The organism is Streptomyces roseoverticillatus, from assembly GCF_000719265.1.
In the GTDB taxonomy this organism is placed as follows: Bacteria; Actinomycetota; Actinomycetes; order Streptomycetales; family Streptomycetaceae; genus Streptomyces; species Streptomyces roseoverticillatus.
Window position 1 is genome coordinate 41927 of sequence record NZ_JOFL01000024.1, and the last position, 17929, is coordinate 59855.

Sequence of the window (17929 nt, forward strand, 5' to 3'; positions counted from 1 at the left end):
GCTGGGCACACGCGCACCGCCCGTCCCAGACCTTGACCTTGGCGGGTTTCCGGGATCCCGTGTCCGCATCCCGGTTGGTGACGGTCGCTGCCGCGCCCACAGTGGTGGGAGCGGGCCGCACTCTCTGTGCGGCCAACCGGCCGTACATCTGCGCCACGGCCGGTTGTCCCATTCACCGGAAGGCTCGGAAAGACATGGTTGAGACAGCGGGGAACACCACCACCGTCGTCATCGTCGGCGCCGGGGTGGCCGGGCTCACGCTCGGCAACTTCCTCCTGCGCAGCGGCATCGGCTGCATCGTCGTCGAGAAGCACAGCCGCGCGTACGTCGAGAAGCGGCAGCGTGCGGGCACCGTCGACAGCCGCGGGGTGCGGATGTTCCGTGAGTGGGGGCTGGAGGAGGTCGTGAAGGACGGCTCCTCCCCGAAGGAGATCGCGGGCGGCATCTGGATCGACGGGGCCATGTACCCCCTCGGGTTCGGGGACGGCAACACCGATGCCGTCTTCTGCCCTCAGCAGGTTCTCGTCCGCAACCTCACCGACGCGTTCCTGGAGGCGGGCGGCGACCTGCGTTTCGAGGCCCTGGACGTCAGCCTGAAGGACATCGACAGCGAGCGTCCCACGGTGCGCTACCGCGATCCCGACGGCACCACCCGGACCGTCGCCTGCGACTTCGTCGCCGGCTGCGACGGATTCCACGGCGTCAGCCGGGCCTCCATCCCGGCCGACGCGCTCACCCATTACTCCCACGAGTACAAGTACTCCTGGGTCAGCGTCATGGCCGAGGTACCGGCGGACCCCTTCGGCATGGCGATCCACGACCGCGGCCTGGCCGCACGCTTCCCCCGCGGAGCCGGCGCCAGCCGCCTCTACCTCCAGTGCCCGGCCGGCGACACCCCCGACCAGTGGCCGGATGAGCGCATCTGGAGCGAACTGGGAGCCCGCTTCGGTGCCGACGTGCCCACCGGCCGCATCGTCGACAAGCGGATCGTGCCTCTGCGGTCGGTGGTGTTCAGCCCGATGAGCCGCGGCCGCCTCTACCTGCTCGGCGACTCGGCCCACATCGTCCCGCCGATGAGCGCCAAGGGCATCCACCTCGCCCTCTACGACACCGAGATGTTCGCCCGCGCGATCATCGCGAAGGTCGAAGAAGGCGACGGGAGCCTGCTCGACAGCTACTCCGACGCCTGCCTGAGCCACGTCTGGAACTATCAGGCTTACGCGGTCTGGATCACTGACCTGATGCACGACGCGGGCGACGTCTCCTACGAGGGAGCCTTCCGCAAGGAGATCGCCCGGGCAGAACTGCAGCGGCTGAACGACTCCCCTGCAGCCGGCCGTCTGTACGACGAACTGACCGGGGGGCTGCTTTAAGCAATCCCGGCCACACTGACACCAGCCCGGGCAGCGCTCCGCAAAGCCCTTGCCATAGTCCCTCAGTCGCGTCCCGCCCAGTAGTGCCACGAGCAGTGGTGGCGCTCGTCGTCCGCGCTGGCCCTGCCGTGGGAGACGTGCGGGTCGTGAAGGTCCCTGAGATACGCGCCGATCCGCAGGACGTGCAGTAGCTCGAAGGACAGGCCGTAGGAGGCGATCTTCCGGGCGCGCTCGACCACGGCATCCGCGCCGACAACGGTGCCGCTGACGGTGTTGTCGCCCGGCAGGGTCCAGGTGGCGTCGTCGTGGAACATGGAACGGATGGCCGGCCGGTGGCGCTGTGGCTCAGCGGGCGCTGCCGAGGTTCCGGTCTGCGTCGGCGCCTTCGAGCATGAGGGTGGTCTCCTCGATGCGGCGGAAGCGGCCGTCGGGGGCGAACTCGCCGAAGAGGTAGACCTCTATGCGGACGGTGGAGCCGTCGGTCTTGATGACCTCCATCGTGTGGCGGTCCGCGTAGCGGTCGCCGGAGGAGAGTTCGTCGTGCACCTCGACCGAACCGCCGGCGACGACCTTGCGCAGGTGGGCGATGTGGGCGAGGAACTCGGTGCGGTCGTCCCAGCGGCCGTCGGTGCGCTGGCGGTAGTCGGGGGCGAAGTGCCTGTCGGCAGCCTCGTCCAGGTCGAGACCCGGGGTGAGGAGCAGGTCGGTGAGGGCGGCGCGGATGTCGGTGTGGTTCACGGTGATTCCTTCGGTTGCGTGCGGGCGCGGCCCGCTGTGAATCGGCCCGGAGATGCGTGCCTCGAGCACGCTTATGACCGTACAGGAAAAGCGTGCGCAGCGCACGCTAATCTGGGAGGGATGAACCACTCGACAGGACACGACATCGCCGACGCCCTCGGACCGCTCCTCCGGCGCAGCACCCGCGCCCACCTCTACCACCGCCTGACCGAAGGACTGGGGGAGGCGGTCGACGACCTCACCTACCCCGTCCTCAGCGGCTTGGCCCGCACCGGCCCGTCCAGCGCCGCCGACCTCGGCCGCGAGATCGGACTCGACCGCACCACCGTCACCCGCCGCGCCGACCGCCTCGAACGAGCCGGCCTGCTGCAACGCCAACCGGACTCCACCGACGGCCGCGCCACCCTGCTCGCCCTCACCGACGACGGCCACCGCATCGTGGTGACCACCCGGCAGCGGCTGGCCGCCGCCATCGACAGCGCACTCGCCACTTGGCCCCCGGCCGACGCCCAGGCCTTCGCTCGCCTCCTGCGCCGCTTCGTCGACGACGGACCCTTCACCCCCGACCACGACTGACCCACCGCGCCGGGCCCGTTCGGCGGTCATGGCGGGCTTCACCAGCGGCGGCAGTGCCGCTGGCCTTGAGTTCCCCGGCGACCACGACGTGGGCCGGGCGCTCGAGGGCAGCCCGGTAGGAGCTGGGGCTCCGGGGCATCCAGCAGCTCCTCGCGTCGGGGCCTCCAGCCCCCGGCCCGCAGCGCTTGGTATCCCTCCAACCGCACCAGCGACTCCGGCCGGTGGACGGCGCTTCGGCATCACGGGCCACCTCGAGTCTCCCCGTTTCGTAGGTGTGCTTGCCAGACGATCGGTCGGACTCGCTGATGCGTCCGGCTGTCCGGCTGTCCGGCCGGCGGTGCGGCGGAGCGGTCCCGTACCCGGCCCCCCACCCACGGCCCCGCTCACCGCGCCCTCTACGTGGTGCCTGCGTTCCCGTCCGCCCCGCCGCAGCTGCCGAGGAAACGCATCGCGCGTACCGCCTTGTTCTTGCCCCTCGATGCTCATCCTGGCCGCCGGACCGGATGTTCCGAGGCGGAAACCGGTGTCGACGCCCTGCCTTCCAGGCGCTGCCCGAGCGTGCCCGGTGAGCGCGAGGCGAGTCCTTCACGTGCGCGCGGATCCCGGAGACCACGTCATCTCGGCTAGAGCCGGGCTATGGCGAAATCCGGCCATGCGGCCGCCGCTGCACGCCGTTGACGGCGACGACCTGCGCTTTACCGTGCCCCGGCAGTCACACGCCAGCGACTCTCGGGCATTTATTCGGCTCCCCTCGTGAAGATTCGCTCAAGTGGGGAGCATCTGTGTGTTTCCTATGGGGGGTGTGTGACGAGTGTTGCGATCTACGCTACCTGCACGACTTAAGCGGCCTGTACGACTTAAGCGGCCTGCACGATCCACGCGATCCACGCGATCCGCGCAGCGAAGAGCTGCCCGGCTACTGTCCTTTCTCCTGACGTTCGCTCTCCTGGCCGTGGCCGGAATCACCGAGACGGCCTGGGCCCGGACGGTCTTGCCACCTGTGCCGGGCCGGACCGCACCACCCCCCGTACCGGACCCCCTCCTGACCCGTACCGCGAAGGACCTGCCCAAGCCTCCCCGGCCGATGACCCTGCCCGAGCGGCGCAAGCAGCTCGACGCCCGCCGCGGCAGCACCGGCCCGATGCGCGAGTTCGTCCGGCCCCAGCCGCCCGCTCGGTCGGCGGCGCCCGAGAACCCGCCTGCCGCCGGGGCGCTGCAGAAGGGCCCGGCAGCCTCCGCCAAGGGCACCCGGGGCGCACCGGGCCTCAAGGCGCCCGCAGGCACGGCGCCCAATCCCGACTGGGTGTCCGCCTACGCCTCGGCCTACCCCGGCATGCTGTCCATCGGCGGGCAGGTGAAGTTCTCCGGCATCGACGCCGCCAAGCTCTCCAGCATGTGGCTCTACGTCATGGACGAGGAGAAGAAGCCGGTCCTCCAGCAGGAGATCAAGAAGGCCGACGCCGATCCCCAGGGCCGGTACCTCGAGAGCGGCGCCTGGTGCTACGGCTGGTGGCCCAAGAACTCCTACCCCGCCGATCAGTGCTTCTGGTGGACTTCCAGCCTGCTGAACGGTCACCTGAAGGACGGCAAGAAGTACTACGCCTGGATCTTCCTCACCGCCACCGACGGCTCCTCCAGCCCCGGCGGCACCACCTCGCCCTTCGTGGAGGCCTTCTACACCCCCAACATCCCCGGAGCCCAGGCCGGTCTGTGCACGTGCTACGCCCAGGAGCACCGCGCCGACCCCATCAACACCGCCACCGGCATGTACTACGAGAAGATCACTGACGCCACCCTCGCCGGCGCCGGCAAGCCCTTCTCGCTCGACCGCTACTACCGCTCCGACTCGGCGGCCACCGGGCTGCTCGGCCGCGGCTGGTCCACTCCCTTCGACAGCAAGCTCACCCTTGCCTCCGGCAGCGCCACGCTCCAGACGGACGACGGCGCCCAGGTCGTCTTCACATTGTCGAACGGCACCTACACCGCCCCCGCGGGATCGGTGCTGAAGCTCGCCAAGCCGGGTTCCTCGTACGTCCTCACCTCGATCGACCACACCCGGCGCACCTACAACGCCTCCGGTCAGCTGACGGCCGTCACCGACGCGAGCGGTCACGGCCTGACCATCGGCTACGCGTCCGGCCGCCCCGCGACCGTGAAGGACACGGCCGGCCGCACCGTCGAGTTCACCGTTGACGGCGCCGGCCTGCTGACGAAGGCGGCGCTGCCCGACAACACCACTGTCGCGTACGGCTACACCGGCGGCCTGCTCACCTCCGCCACCGATCAGCTCGGCAGGACCACCACCTACACGTACGACGGCGCCAAGCGCCTGGCCACGTTCACCGACGCCGAGGGCGGCAAGGTGACCAACGCCTACGACGCGGTCGGCCGGGTGAAGTCCCAGACCGACAGCGCGGGTAAGACCACCACCCTCACCTGGGACAACAAGCGCGAGTCCCACGTCACCGACCCCAACGGCGGAGTCTGGACGGACGTCTACTCCGGCAACGTGCTGATGGAGAGCACCGACCCGTACGGCAAGACCGTCTCCTACAGCTACGACCGGCAGCTGCGCCCGGTGTCCATCACCGACCGGCTGGGCAACACCACCGAGATGACGTACGACGGTGCCGGGCGGATGCTCACCCGCAAAGCCCCGGCGTCCGCGGGCTACACCGAGAGCTGGACCTACGACGGCGCCGGCAACGTCACCAGCCACACCGACGGCCGCGGCAAGACATCGAAGTACACCTACACCTCCGACAACCAGCTCGCGACCAGCACGGACCCGGCCGGCGGGACGGTCACCTACACCTACGCCCCGCTCGGGTCCCTCGCGAGCGTGCGCACCCCGCGCGGCAAGACCGTCACCTATGACCACGACGCGGCCGGCAACCGCACCGCCGTGACGACGCCCCTCGGTGAGAAGACCACCTTCCGCTACGACGCGGCCGGCCGGATCACCGAGAAGACCGACCCCCGCGGCAACGCCCAGGGCGCCAACCCGGCCGACTTCACCACGACCTACACCTACGACGGCCGCGGCCTGCTGCGCACCGCCAAGGACCCGCTGGGACACACCACCGTCTACGGCTACGACGGCGTGGGCCGGCTCACCTCGGTCAAGGACGCGACCGGCCGCACCGCCGCCTACGAGTACGACGGCGAGAACCGTCTCACCAAGACCGTCAACCCCGCAGGCAAGGCCATCACCCGTGCGTACGACGCCAACGGCAATCTGACGACCGTCACCGACGCCCTCGGCCACAAGACGACCTACGCCTACGACAAGGCCAACCGCCTGATCGCCGAGGTCTCGCCCCGAGGAAACGCCCAGGGCGCCGACGCCGCCGCGTACACCACCAGCTACGGCTACGACGCGGGCGGCAACCGCACCACGGTCACCGATCCCACCGGAGCCGTCACCACCACCGGCTACGACTCCCTCGGCCGGCCCGTATCGGTCACCGACCCGCTCAAGCAGGTCACCAAGACCACCTACGACGCGACCGACAACATCGCCACGGTCACGGACGCGCTCGGCAAGGTCACCCGCTACACGTACACCGACACCGGCCTGACGGAGTCCGTCACCGACCCGCTCGGCAAGAAGACCGCCTACGGCTACGACGCCGACGGCCACCGCACCAGCGACACCTCCCCGCTGGGCCGCAAGACCACCTGGACGTACGACGACGACGGGCGCACCGCCACCCGGACCGACCCTCGGGGCAACGCCCAGGGCGCGAACCCGGCCGACTTCACCACGACCTACACCTACGACGACGCCGGCAACGCCACCAAGGTGCGCGACCCGCTCGGCGGGACCACCGTCACCGCATACGACGCGCTCGGCCACGTCGTCTCGGCCACCGACCCGCTCGGCAAGGTCACCAGGACCGCGTACGACGAACTCGGACGCGTCGCCAAGGTCACCGGGCCCGACGGCGCCGTCACCGCATACACGTACAACACCGCCGGTGACCTCGCCACCCGCACCGACCCCAAGGGACACACCACCAGCTACGCCTACGACGACGCGGGCCGCCGCACCGAGGTCACCGACCCGCTCGGCCGCAAGAAGACCTTCGGCTACGACGCCGACGGCAACGCCGATCGGATCACCAACGCCCGCGGCACCACCGCCACCGTCGCCTTCGATCCCCGCGGCCTGCCCACCGCGACGGCCTTCACCGACGACACCCCCGGCAGCACCCTTGGCTACGACGCCCTCGGCCGCCGCAAGTCCGTCACCGACGCCACCGGCACCCGCGCCTATTCCTACGACCCGGCCGGCCGGCTGACCGCCGTCACCCCGGGGTCGGGCAAGGGCGCCTACGGCTACACCTACGACGACGCCGGGCACCTGACCTCCCGCACCGTCGACTACACCGCCCCCGAGCCCCTCGACTGGAGCGGCTCGGCCCTCACCGCCACCGGCGACCTCAACGGCGACGGCATCACCGACATCGTCGCCACCGACGCCAAGAGCGGCGTGCGCACCTTCCTCGGCCGCGCCGACGGCACCTTCACCGCGGGCAGCACACTCACCGGGACCGGCACCGGCTTCCAGCAGATCCTGACCGTCGAATTCACCGGCGACGGCAAGCCGGACCTGCTGACCGTCGACAAGGCCACGGGCCACCTGTGGCGCTGCACCGGCGACGGCAAGGGCGGCTTCGCCGCGCCCGCCGACCTCGGCGCGGGCTGGGGCCCGATGACGCTGACCGCCGGAGACTTCAACCAGGACGGCAAGGCGGACCTCCTGGCCGTCAGCTCCGGCGCCAACCGGCTCTACCTCTACCCCGGCGACGGCAAGGGCGGCTTCGGCGCCCGCACCGACCTCGGCAGCGGCTGGGGCGGCTACCGCATCGCGCTCCTGGAGTACACCGGCGACGGCAAGCCCGACATCCTCGCCGTCAACCCCGGCGACGGCCACCTCTACCTCTACCCGGGTGACGGCAAGGGGGGCTTCGACAACCGCACCGACCTCGGGGCGGGCTGGGGCGCCATGCACCTCGTGCCGGGCGAGTTCAACGGCGACGGCAAGCAGGACTTCCTCGCCGTCGACACCGCCGCCCACAAGCTGCGCTTCTACCCGGGCAACGGCACCGGCGGCTTCGGAACGTACGTCCTCCAGTCCGACGACTGGACCCCGTACGGCATACCGGCCCTCGCCCGCACCGGCGCCTCGGACCGCTTCGGCATCGTCGCCGCCTCCGGAACCCGGCTGCGCACCTGGAAGGGCGACGGCAAGGGCCGCTTCACCGACCCGGCGGACGCCGCCACTGCGGCCTCCGGATCGAAGGCCGGCTACGGCTACGACGCCGACGGCCGGCGGACCTCCCAGACCGGCGCCGCCGGCACCATCACCTACGACTACGACCCCGCCGGGAACCTCAGCACCACCACCCTGCCCGCGGGCAACGGCCACACCGAGAAGCGCGCCTACGACAACGCCGGCCGCCTCACCTCCGTGGTCAGCGCCAAGGGCGACGCAGTCCTGTCCGGCCGGCAGCTGACCCTCGACCCGGCAGGCCGGCCCACCCGGGTCGCGACCACCCGCGCCGGACAGCCCGACAACTACCGCTACTACACCTACGACCCGGCCGGCCGCCTCCTCATCGACTGCGCCTCCACCGCCCGGGCCGACGCCTGCCCCGCCGCCGACGCGGCCACCACCACGTACACCTACGACCCCGTCGGCAACCGCAAGACCCGGAGCCGCAACGGCACCACCACCTCCTACACCTACGACGACGCCGACCAGCTCACCTCGGCCGCCTCCGGATCCACCACCCGCGGCTACACCTACGACGCCGACGGCAACCGCACCGGCGCCGGAGACGACACCCTCCGCTACGACGCGACCGGGCGCCTCGCCTCCGTCACCTCCGGATCCGGCACCTACACCTTCGGCTACGACGCCGACGGCAACAGGGTCACGGCCGACAAGGCCGGCAAGCGGCTGCGCACCACGACCTGGGACGTCAACGGCCCGCTCGCCACCGCCGGCACCGAGTACGACGCCGACGGCACACAGAGCGCCGAGTACCAGTACAACCCCCTCTCCCAGGTCCAGGCGCAGACCGGCCCCGGCGGCACCCTCTTCCACCACCACGACCAGCTCGGATCGGTCACCGACACCACCGACGCGGCGGGCGCCGCCCAGAGCAGTTACACCTACGGGGCGTTCGGCGAGACCGAGCGCACCGACATCGCCAAGAACCCGCCCGCCAACCCCTTCACCTTCGCCGGCGGCTACGCCGAACCCACCACTCCGGCGGCCGGCCTCTACCTCAGGGCACGCGACTACGACCCGGCCACCGGCCGCTTCACCGCCAAGGACCCGGCACCCGCAGCCGTCCACGATCCGTACGTCTCGACATACGCCTACGCCAACAACACCCCCACCCGCTTCACCGACCCCACCGGCCTCAAGGCCGACGACCCGAACAACGACCACATCGACTCCTTCGGCGAGGGCGTCGAGGTCTTTGGCGACGGCTTCCTCAAGGGCCTGAAAATGCCCTTCGAGTTCGTCGGCGACCTCTACAACGCCTTCACCGGCAAGAACGGCGGCGCAGGCGGCTTCTTCGACAAATACATCCCCATACGCCCCGCCTACAGCCTCTACCGCGCCTCGTACCACTTCTCCAAGCAGGGCTGCGAGGAGCTCTCCGAGGTCTACCGCAAGGCCGCCGACGAACTCGCCGGACAGGTCGTCCTCGTCGGCCTCGGCGGACTGCGCGGCTGGCAGCGCAAGGTCGTCGAGGAGGAGACCAGTGTCCTCGGCTCCGAGGGCGTTCCGCCCAAGCCGGGCAAGGGCGGCGACGGACCGCCGCCGCTGCGCCAGGCCTACATCAACGAGGTCGAGGGCCTCTCCCAGCAGGCCGCGTCGATGCGAGCGGCAGGTGCAAGCCCCGAGACCATCGCGCGCACCCTGCACCAGGCCCGCCGCGACCTGGGCGTGAAGTACAAGGACCTCACCCCCGAACCGCTGCGGAGCGAGATCTACCAGCGCAACCTGCAGAAGTACGGTGACAAGCTGGGGCCGACGATCGACTGGCTCCGCGCCAAGGGCAAGACATGGGAACAGATCATCGAGAGCGCGACCCGCACCGGCGGGCAGGACCTCGGACTGGGGAAGAAGCAGGAATGAGCATCATGGTGCGGTCCTTCGACCGCTTCGGCGAAGCGGCCGCATTCGACCCGGCGAGCGGCGAGCTCGGCCCGCGCACGCGGGCCGGCTCCCCGCCCCCGGGGCAGGCGCCCGCCGGTCACTACGGCGAGCTCGGCGGGGTCCCGGTCGTGTTCTACCGCACGGCCGGCGGCCTCCGCCTGCGGCTGGGGGAGCGGGACGTCGCCGTCGACGGCCGCCTGGACATCCGGCACGAACGCTCCGCGGACCGCTGCCTGCTGACGGTCGGCACGACCACCCTCACCTACCCCGCCCCGGACACCCTGACCGACCCGGAGGACGACCCCACGGCCTTCGCCGAGCCGGAGGACTTCGACATGGGCCTGTTCGTGGCCAACGTGGCCGGTGATCCCGGGCGCAGGGAGGCGGTCTACCGGTAGTAGTGGGGCCTGGCGGGGCCCGGGCGCGCGGCCATCCGTGATAGGCAGGTCCCGTCAGCCCCGCCCGCGCCCTGCCGCCCGCTCCGAAAGACCCGAAAGAGAGACCCCCTGTGATCCGTAAGCACGTCGTCGTCTCCGGCCGCGTCCAGGGGGTGTTCTACCGGGACACCTGCCGAGAGGAGGCGCGGCGCCACGGCGTGGCCGGCTGGGTACGGAACATGCCGGACGGCACCGTGGAGGCGGTCTTCGAAGGCCCCGCCGAAGAGGTGGAGCGCATGGTCGCCTGGGTACACCAGGGGCCGTCCCGTGCCGAGGTGCGGGGAGTCGAGGCCGAGGAAGAAACCCCGCAAGGACTGACCGGCTTCCAGGTCCGCCCGACCGGCCCGTAGAGTCCGGCCGAAGCCGTGGACGGTAGGCGAACACCTTGGGCGAATGCCTTATCGGGACTGCTCGTGGCGGGTGAACGCGGCGATCAGGTCGTGGGCTGTGGTGTGGCCGGAGTCGGTCCCGTGGGCCTCGGCACCTTCAAAAAGGGTGGCAGTCCGGGCGCTGCGGGGGAACATGGCCTGCTCGTATCCGGTGAGCGCGGCCTCGATGTCGCCAGGGTGCGCGGCGAGTGCCTTGCCGAGTTCGGCGCCGTCGAGCATGGCCAGGTTGGCGCCTTCGCCGTTCGGGGCCGAGAGGTGGGCGGCGTCGCCCAGCAGGGTCACCCCCGGCACCCGGTCCCACCGGTGCCCGGCCGGCAGAGCGTAGAGGGGGCGCAGGACCGGCGCGATGTCGCCGTCGGTGATCAGCGCGGTGAGCTCCGGCGCCCAGCCGTCGAACTCCTGGGCGATCCGCGTGGTGGCCGCGGCGACATCGGTGAAATCGATGGCGGCGAACCAGTCCTGCGGTTCGGACAGCCCCACGTAGGCGTGCAGAGTGTCGCCCCGTTCCCGGTGAGCGAAGATCTCCCTGCCCGGCGTGGGCACGATCATCGACCCGCCGCCGACCGCTTTCGCGGCTGCCGGGTGCCGGGTGTCGGCGTCGAACAGGTAGGTTTCGACGACCGACTTGCCGACGTACTCGGGTGCGGCGGTGGAGAGCAGCGGCCGGACCCGTGACCACGCGCCGTCCGCGCCGATCAGCAGGCCGGTGACGACGGTGCTGCCGTCGGCGAACGACACCTCGTGGCGCCCCTCGCCGAGGGTACGGGTGCTCCTGACCTTGTGCCCCCATCGGACGGTGCCGGCCGGGAGTGAGTCGAGCAGGATCTGCCGCAGCTCGCCGCGCTGCACCTCGGGGCGTCCGCCCGTGCCGTCGTCGGCTTTGTCGAACAGGACGGTCCCGTCCGGGTCGAGGATCCGCATCGCCTGGCGGCCCTCCAGGATGAGGCCACGGAACTCGTCCATCAAGTCGGCGGCTTCGAGAGCGAGTTGTCCGTTGTAGTCGTGGATGTCGAGCATCCCGCCCTGCGAACGCGCAGCCGGGGAGGGCTCCGCCTCGTAGACCGTGGCCGGTATTCCGTGGAGGTGCAGGACGCGGGCGAGCGTGAGGCCGCCGAGCCCGGCGCCGATGATCGTGACGTCAGTGGTCATGGGGGGCTTCTTTCCTGATCGTGGAGGCTGGGCGCACACCCGGCAGGTCACGCCGGGAGCGCCGTCCAGTAAGTCGGGACGATGCGACGCCGGTGGCCGGTGCGTTGACGGCCCGGCGCCGATCAGCTCCTAATGTCCGGGCAGCCATCGACAGATCACCGACAGATCACCGGCCACCGCCGACAACCACCCGACACCGGCCCCGGCCCCGACTCCGGTCCGCTGGCGGGCTCACGTATTCAGCGCAGCCCTGGAGACCGGCGGTACCGGCGCGGGATCCATCGCCGCCGCGGGCGGCAATATAATCCGGTAAAGCGTTACCCGGCGTGAGAGGCCTCATCAGTTTCATGGACAGCTCAGCGATCGAGCATGCGCAGCGGGTAGCGGCGCAGGTCACGGCCGAGGCAGCGAGTGAGGCGTGGAAGCGTCGTCACCACATGACCTTGACTTTCTTCCTGGCCGGCGCCCGGTCGTCGCACGAGGAGGACCATCACGCCCGGAAGTTGGATGAGTGGAGGGAACAACTCGTCGACTGCATCGAAGCGAATGCCTACGCCAAGGTCACCGACGGCAAGGTCGCCGAGCTGCGCAGGAAGCTTCAGGGCTGGATCCTGTGGGAGATCGAATACCGTGACGATGCCCTGGATTCGCTGCTGAAGGCGTACCCCCCGACCGAGCCGCGGCGCGAACCGCGTTCGTTCCTTCCCATGCCGGTAGCGGAGGCCCATGGTGACCAGGCCGAGTTCTACTTCGCCGACGTCTTCGCCTTCGTCACCGGCTACCTGGCCCACACCATCCGCCGCCCCTTGGACGGTACGTCCGCCACATGGTGCCCGCGCTGGTGGGACCATCCCGAGGCGGGGGCCCGGCTGTCCGCGCTCTGGCTGGCCTGGGAGCAACTGCGCCTTGATCCCATGCTCGGCATGAGCACGTGGTGGGTCCAGCACGCCGACCCGCACCTGCAGGTTCTGATGGACCCCAAGCAGGGCCCGTTCGCCGCCTGCTCGCCCAAGGGGCACACACAGACACCGCTCGAACAGCTCCCAGTGGCCCCCAACCCTGCCTAGAACGTGACTTCAGAGCCGCCGGACGCGCAGAACGCAGGTCAGCATCGGGAGGGCGAACTCACCGTCGGCGAAGGCTGGTGACCGGGGTGCCTTGTCCCAGGCCCTGACGGATCGCGATCTCCACGGGTGAGTACGCGCCGTCGGGCCGCTCCAGTTCGTACGGCGCGGCCGGCATCAGCGGCGGCTGGGCCATGAAGCGCGGCCGCACCCCATGGTGCGGTTGCGCCGCGTGCACCAGGAACGGATGGCACAGGAAGACGTCGCCCGGGGACCCGGTGGCGAGGGCGAGCGGCCGGTGGTCGGACGCCGCCACCAGATCAGGCGCAAGGGCCAGCCCGCTCGCCCCGTCCTCCCCGTACTTCTCCAGCACCTTCGGCACGTCGAGGTGTGAGCCGACCCGGATCCGGGTCGGGGCGTCCTCCTCACCCACCTCGCTGAACAGGAACAGCATCAGCAACGCCCGGCCCCGGGAGCGCAGATTAGTGAAGTACCAGCTCTCGCCCTCCGGCAGGTAGCTCCCCTCGATGTGCCAGCCCGCGTCGTCCGGCTCCTCCTCGTGCGGGAAGCGCAGCGGGAACGTGCCCAGCGAGTAGCGCGGATCCCAGCGTCCCGCGCCGACCAGCAGGTCGTACGCGCGGTGCAGGGAGGGGGAGTTGGGAGCGGCGGCGAACGGCCCCTGCGCCATGCCGGCAACCCAGTGCACGGGCTGCGTCCACGTCGCCGGATCGTCCGGGTCGCAGCCTGTCTCCCGCCACAGCAGCCGCGCGCAGTCCGCGGCCACGCGCGGCGCGACGGCGCCCTTCAGCTTCACGAAGCCGTCGCGGAGGAAGCGGGATACCAAGGTCGTGTCATCCATGCCCCCATCGTGCGGCCGCACCGGTGACGATCACCCGACATTCTCCGCACCGCCTTTGCCGGGTGTTCACCGAGCCCCTTCCTGCCGAGCCGAGACCGGCAGCCTTCAGTGAGAATCGCTCAGATCTTCGCTGCGAGAGGTCAACCGAGAGCCCTGTGTCGCACCGGCTGGTGGTGTCTCGTCCCGGCTGAGGTGGGCCGGGTTTCATGTGATGTGGTGCGGGTCAGTCGTCGTCTCAGCGGATCGGGTTGGCCCGGCTTGGCTGGAGCCGGTTGCTGCTTCAAGGTTGCGAAGGCGTACCCCGACCGTAGGCCTGGACCTCCGCCATCCAAGCCGGGCAGAAGGCGACGGTCACGGTCCGTACTGGCCGCTTCCTACACTCACGGGATGAACAACTACACGTGCACCCATTGCGGCACCGTCGGTCTAGTGGAGGGATTCATCGAGGACGCCGGCCAGCACTCGCGCGGGTACGCGCGCTGGATCGAGGGCGCGTTGGAGCGGGGATTTTCGGGGGTGCCAAGCGCATGGGCCGGCCCCGGCGGCAGATAGAGGCGTTCCGCTGCCCCAAGTGCGGGCATCTCGAGCTGTTCGCCACCGGCGAAGAGTAGTTGCGAGTAGTTGCCCTCGTTGATCCGGACTCCCGTACAGTCGGTCGTGCGACGCGTGTCGCACGCCTGGGCCATCCGGACGTCGGTGTGCCGGCTGCGGTGAACAACGCCATGACCTGCTGGTAGGCCGGATGCTCCGGCATGGGCGGAAGAAGCGTCGCCCTGGACGACGACCGCGTGGATGCCCGGTCTGCGCAGCTCCGTGCCGAGCGCGCTCAGCAAGTCGGCGATCAGTTCGGTGACGTTGTCCGCGCCGTGCGGCGCGGACAGTTCCATGTCCGGGCCGATACCGAAGATACCGACGCAGGCCATGGTTTCGCGGATCACCGGGCTGTGCTGACGGGTGGGGCCGGGCCGGCCAGACGCCCATCGTCCGGGTGCGCGGCCGAGGCTCCGGACGAGTGTCGATGGCGGGCATGACCTGCTACAAACCGGGCGAGCGGTCCCGGCTGATCTACGCCGTCCGCGGGTACAACGGCCGCAAGAACCAGCCGAAGGGCTTCGGCTGGCGCGACTTCCGCGACCTGATTATCCGCGCCCGGACCCAGCTCGGCGGACCGATCGTCCTGGTCTGGGACAACGTCCGTCTCCACCTGGCCAAGCCGCTGCGCGAGTTCATCGAGGCGAACGCCGAGTGGCTCACAGTGTTCCAGCTACCCACCTATGCGCCGGACCTGAACCCGCAGGAGGGCATCTGGTCGCTGGTCAAACGCGACATCGGCAACCTCGCCGCAGCCGACCTCGGCCAGATCACCAGGGCCGTGAAGCACCGGCTCAAGCAGATCCAGTACCACCCGGACCTGGTCGACGGCTGCCCGGCCGCCACCGGACTGATCATGGACGGCTGACCGAGAGACTGCAGGGGCTGGGCCCGGAAAACTGGGAGCGCGACAACACGGGGTGCGCGAGACTTGCCTGATGATCACTGACGTCAATGTGCGCGAGGCTGACGCGGCTGATGCTCCAGTCCTGGCCCGTCTGCGCTGGGCATTCAAGCAAGAGGACCATGACGGGGACCTCTCCGAGCCGGTTCGGCCCGTGAAGCACGCTGAGGACTGGATCCGGGAGCGGCTCGCGAGCCAACGCTGGCTGGCCTGGGTCGCCGAAAGCGACGGCGAGATCTGTGGGCATGTCTTTCTCCACCTGGTGGAGAGGGTGCCGGAGCCCTACGAGGACAACACCCCGGTCGGCTACGTCACGAACTTCTACGTGGTTCCTGAACACCGCAATCGAGGGTTCGGGGAAGCCCTTCTTGAAGCTCTGAGAAGGCATGCGCAGGGCAGCGGCATGGACGTCTTGATCGTCTGGCCGTCCGAACGCAGCGTCCCGCTCTACCGCCGATCCGGATTCCAGCCTCCGACCGAGTTGTTGGAAGCACGGTGAACTGACCACCTGTCGGTGCGGACGGTGGCAGGCGTCGAGCCGGAGAACGTTGGCCAGTATGCGTGACTCTCTTTCGCCGCGTGCATCGGTCAGCCCACTGTCTGGCGAACGGGCCCGACATCACCCAATCAAGTTCAGTAACTTGATCCAAGCGCACCAGAAGGGCACCGTCTGGCGATCTGGTTCAGGTTTGACGGGTGGCGTCGGTCTGCTCACGCAGGATGTCGCTGTGGCCGGCGTGGCGGGCGAATTCCTGGATCATGAGCAGGTAGATCCATCGCAGGCTGACGGTGCCGCAGGCAGGGTGCTGCCGGGTGGCGTCGAGGTCGATGTTCGCTGCGATCGTTCGTGCGCGGCTGCTGGCGCGCTCGAATTCGGCGATCACGTCGGCGACCGTTTCCTGGTCGCTGACGACGAAACTGGCTTCGCCCGCCATCGAACCGTCGCATTCGGATTCCGGCAAACGTCCCAAGATGTGCTGGAACCACTTCCTTTCTGCGAACGCGGCGTGTTTGACCAGTCCGATCGACGTCGTCATGGACGGGACGAGACGGCGGCGGGACTCTATTTCGGATAGGCCGCGCACCGTGTCGATCAGTTCGGCGCGGGCGTGGTCGAGCATGTATTCGAGCATCTGGCGCTCGGGGCAGTCGGTGATACGGGTCGGGATGTTCATGTCGTGTGTTCCCTTCGTGGACAGCGGGGGAGTTCACGGCTCTGGCCGATTGGGCCTTCGGTGTTTCCGGCCGAATGGCCGCATCGAGGCGATGTCGCACGGCTTCGACGTGGCGGGCGACGACGCCGGATCCAGGAGCCGGCCGGCAGGCGTCGATGATCTCGCTTGCTTACGGGCAAGTGGGCCGAGTCGATCGGTTCGGTGTCGAACACGAATCGGATGTCGACCAGGATCCCCAGCCGAGAGGGGTGTCGTCGACGACCAGCATCTGGGCCACAGAGACGACGAGACCGGCATCTCCTCGGAACTTAGTGTCCGGGCTGCCGCAGAGGTCCCGCCGAACCCGACTCTACTTCGCCGGAGGACGCGAGTCCATCCCGGCAACCGACCCGCCCACGGTCGATGACGACAGACGACAACGGACAAGCGCCCCCGAAGTCACCCTGGCGCACGAGCTGGTGCACTGTGTCCATGCCCTGGCCGGGACCATGGACTCGATGGGTCGGGACACCGCCGGGCGCCGCTGGATCCGCCAGGCCGCGACTATGGAGGCCGTAGGGCTGTTCCGTGAGAAATAAGGCACCAGCTACCAGCTACCAGCGCAGCACGAAGGACCCGGACCTCGCGAAGGTGCGCCGGACCGGGAAGACCGAGACGCGTGCGGAACGCATGGCGTTCTACGACAAGGCGTTCAACGAGCTGTTCCTCAGGCACCTCCATCCGCTTCCGGTCGGGGAGACGCCTGCGGGTGTGGCAGATGGCTGATGCCACTGCCCGCGGCGCAGCGGCGCTGCTGCCCGTACTGGTTGTACCGGTCAGGCAGGGTGCAGGCCGGGGTGTCCGGCTTGGGTGATGAGGCTGGCTTCGGTGGCCAGGGGTGCGCCGGGGCGGGTTACGTAGGCCAGGTGCGGTAGTCGGCGTGGGCGGGGGTGAAGGTGCCCTCACAGGACGACTCCCGCCCCGTGTGCTCAGTCGATGCAGAACTCGTTGCCCTCGATGTCCAGCATCGGGATGCACGAATCATTGCCGTCGTACAGCGTTTGCACATGTACTGCGCCGAGCGGGACCAGTCGTGCGCATTCGGCCTCAAGTGCGGCGAGGCGCTCTTCACCTACGAGTCCGGTGCCGACCCGCACGTCAAGATGCACCCGGTTCTTGGCGGCCTTTCCTTCGGGGACGCGCTGGAAGTACAGTCGCGGACCCACACCTGAGGGATCTATGCAGGCGAACCACGAATCCCGCTGCTCAGGTCGCTGTGAACGCTTGAAATCATCCCAAGTGGCAAACCCTTCTGGTGGCGGCGGTACGACGTACCCCAACACCTCGCACCAGAAACGAGCGAGACGCTCAGGTTCTGCGCAATCAAAGGTGACTTGGAACTTCCTGATCGCTGACATCATTGCACCGTACCAAGGGGACTTGAGACTCTGCCGCTCATTTCCCCGGGGGAGCCGCCCGCGACCCCGTCGGACCCTGGGGGTGAGAAGGCGC

13 protein-coding genes and 2 pseudogenes are annotated in these 17929 nt (G+C 69.5%); 9 read left to right on the forward strand and 6 right to left on the reverse strand.

Annotated features, from left to right (window positions below):
- The first annotated feature begins 194 nt into the window (after positions 1 to 194).
- Positions 195 to 1373, forward strand: a complete 1179-nt coding sequence (locus IF61_RS0125840) for a 4-hydroxybenzoate 3-monooxygenase (protein ID WP_030368935.1) — start codon at positions 195 to 197, stop codon at positions 1371 to 1373.
- Positions 1374 to 1435: 62 nt separating this feature from the next.
- On the opposite strand, the gene IF61_RS37765 is transcribed toward IF61_RS0125840, so the two are convergent.
- Positions 1436 to 1687: a hypothetical protein gene (locus IF61_RS37765; RefSeq protein ID WP_245684612.1), complete on the reverse strand. Its 252-nt coding sequence runs from the start codon at positions 1685 to 1687 to the stop codon at positions 1436 to 1438.
- A 31-nt stretch (positions 1688 to 1718) separates the two neighbouring features.
- Positions 1719 to 2111 (reverse strand): nuclear transport factor 2 family protein, encoded by a 393-nt coding sequence (locus IF61_RS0125850; protein WP_030368936.1) that lies wholly within the window; start codon positions 2109 to 2111, stop codon positions 1719 to 1721.
- A 120-nt stretch (positions 2112 to 2231) separates the two neighbouring features.
- On the opposite strand from IF61_RS0125850, the gene IF61_RS0125855 reads away from it, so the two are divergent.
- From IF61_RS0125855 to IF61_RS0125870, 4 genes are all read left to right on the forward strand, one after another.
- Complete coding sequence (locus tag IF61_RS0125855; RefSeq protein WP_030368937.1) at positions 2232 to 2687, forward strand: MarR family winged helix-turn-helix transcriptional regulator; 456 nt, start codon at positions 2232 to 2234, stop codon at positions 2685 to 2687.
- A gap of 1084 nt (positions 2688 to 3771) precedes the next feature.
- Positions 3772 to 9849, forward strand: coding sequence for an FG-GAP-like repeat-containing protein (locus IF61_RS37495; protein WP_052393038.1), 6078 nt, complete (start codon positions 3772 to 3774; stop codon positions 9847 to 9849).
- Positions 9846 to 10268, forward strand: coding sequence for a hypothetical protein (locus IF61_RS0125865; protein WP_030368939.1), 423 nt, complete (start codon positions 9846 to 9848; stop codon positions 10266 to 10268). Before IF61_RS37495 ends, IF61_RS0125865 begins: the two co-directional genes overlap by 4 nt.
- 110 nt (positions 10269 to 10378) lie before the next feature.
- A complete protein-coding gene (locus IF61_RS0125870) occupies positions 10379 to 10657 on the forward strand; it encodes an acylphosphatase (RefSeq protein ID WP_030368940.1) in 279 nt (92 codons plus the stop codon).
- Positions 10658 to 10705: 48 nt separating this feature from the next.
- Here IF61_RS0125870 and IF61_RS0125875 read toward each other — a convergent pair whose 3' ends face one another.
- The gene (locus tag IF61_RS0125875; RefSeq protein ID WP_030368941.1) at positions 10706 to 11845 is read right to left on the reverse strand and encodes an FAD-dependent oxidoreductase; all 1140 of its coding nucleotides are present in this window, start codon (positions 11843 to 11845) and stop codon (positions 10706 to 10708) included.
- Positions 11846 to 12192: 347 nt separating this feature from the next.
- Between IF61_RS0125875 and IF61_RS37175 the strand changes: the two genes are divergently transcribed.
- The gene (locus tag IF61_RS37175; protein WP_245684613.1) at positions 12193 to 12912 is read left to right on the forward strand and encodes a DUF4913 domain-containing protein; all 720 of its coding nucleotides are present in this window, start codon (positions 12193 to 12195) and stop codon (positions 12910 to 12912) included.
- A gap of 58 nt (positions 12913 to 12970) precedes the next feature.
- Here IF61_RS37175 and IF61_RS0125885 read toward each other — a convergent pair whose 3' ends face one another.
- Complete coding sequence (locus tag IF61_RS0125885; RefSeq protein WP_030368943.1) at positions 12971 to 13768, reverse strand: phytanoyl-CoA dioxygenase family protein; 798 nt, start codon at positions 13766 to 13768, stop codon at positions 12971 to 12973.
- Between the two features lie 387 nt (positions 13769 to 14155).
- On the opposite strand from IF61_RS0125885, the pseudogene IF61_RS37180 reads away from it, so the two are divergent.
- The 3 genes and pseudogenes from IF61_RS37180 (at position 14156) to IF61_RS0125900 (ending at position 15762) form a co-directional block, all read left to right on the forward strand.
- Positions 14156 to 14379, forward strand: a pseudogene (locus tag IF61_RS37180) (hypothetical protein).
- 335 nt (positions 14380 to 14714) lie between these two features.
- Positions 14715 to 15227 (forward strand): annotated as a pseudogene (locus IF61_RS34560) (transposase); the annotation flags it as partial.
- A gap of 70 nt (positions 15228 to 15297) precedes the next feature.
- On the forward strand, positions 15298 to 15762 hold the full coding sequence (locus IF61_RS0125900) for a GNAT family N-acetyltransferase (RefSeq protein ID WP_211264938.1): 465 nt from the start codon (positions 15298 to 15300) through the stop codon (positions 15760 to 15762).
- Positions 15763 to 15946: 184 nt separating this feature from the next.
- Here IF61_RS0125900 and IF61_RS0125905 read toward each other — a convergent pair whose 3' ends face one another.
- Positions 15947 to 16438, reverse strand: coding sequence for a DinB family protein (locus tag IF61_RS0125905; protein WP_030368947.1), 492 nt, complete (start codon positions 16436 to 16438; stop codon positions 15947 to 15949).
- A 968-nt stretch (positions 16439 to 17406) separates the two neighbouring features.
- Positions 17407 to 17835 carry a VOC family protein gene (locus IF61_RS34565; RefSeq protein ID WP_078660499.1) on the reverse strand — a complete coding sequence of 143 codons (429 nt, stop codon included), beginning with the start codon at positions 17833 to 17835 and terminating at the stop codon, positions 17407 to 17409.
- Between the last annotated feature and the right edge of the window lie 94 nt (positions 17836 to 17929).

Bases quoted from the DNA above. Each gene is read 5' to 3' on its own strand.
- IF61_RS0125840 (WP_030368935.1), top strand. From the start codon at position 195: ATGGTTGAGACAGCGGGGAACACCACCACCGTCGTCATCGTCGGCGCC.
- IF61_RS37765 (WP_245684612.1), bottom strand. From the start codon at position 1,687: ATGTTCCACGACGACGCCACCTGGACCCTGCCGGGCGACAACACCGTC.
- IF61_RS0125855 (WP_030368937.1), top strand. From the start codon at position 2,232: ATGAACCACTCGACAGGACACGACATCGCCGACGCCCTCGGACCGCTC.
- IF61_RS37495 (WP_052393038.1), top strand. From the start codon at position 3,772: ATGACCCTGCCCGAGCGGCGCAAGCAGCTCGACGCCCGCCGCGGCAGC.
- IF61_RS0125865 (WP_030368939.1), top strand. From the start codon at position 9,846: ATGAGCATCATGGTGCGGTCCTTCGACCGCTTCGGCGAAGCGGCCGCA.
- IF61_RS0125875 (WP_030368941.1), bottom strand. From the start codon at position 11,845: ATGACCACTGACGTCACGATCATCGGCGCCGGGCTCGGCGGCCTCACG.
- IF61_RS37175 (WP_245684613.1), top strand. From the start codon at position 12,193: ATGGACAGCTCAGCGATCGAGCATGCGCAGCGGGTAGCGGCGCAGGTC.
- IF61_RS0125885 (WP_030368943.1), bottom strand. From the start codon at position 13,768: ATGGATGACACGACCTTGGTATCCCGCTTCCTCCGCGACGGCTTCGTG.
- IF61_RS0125900 (WP_211264938.1), top strand. From the start codon at position 15,298: ATGATCACTGACGTCAATGTGCGCGAGGCTGACGCGGCTGATGCTCCA.
- IF61_RS0125905 (WP_030368947.1), bottom strand. From the start codon at position 16,438: ATGAACATCCCGACCCGTATCACCGACTGCCCCGAGCGCCAGATGCTC.
- IF61_RS34565 (WP_078660499.1), bottom strand. From the start codon at position 17,835: ATGTCAGCGATCAGGAAGTTCCAAGTCACCTTTGATTGCGCAGAACCT.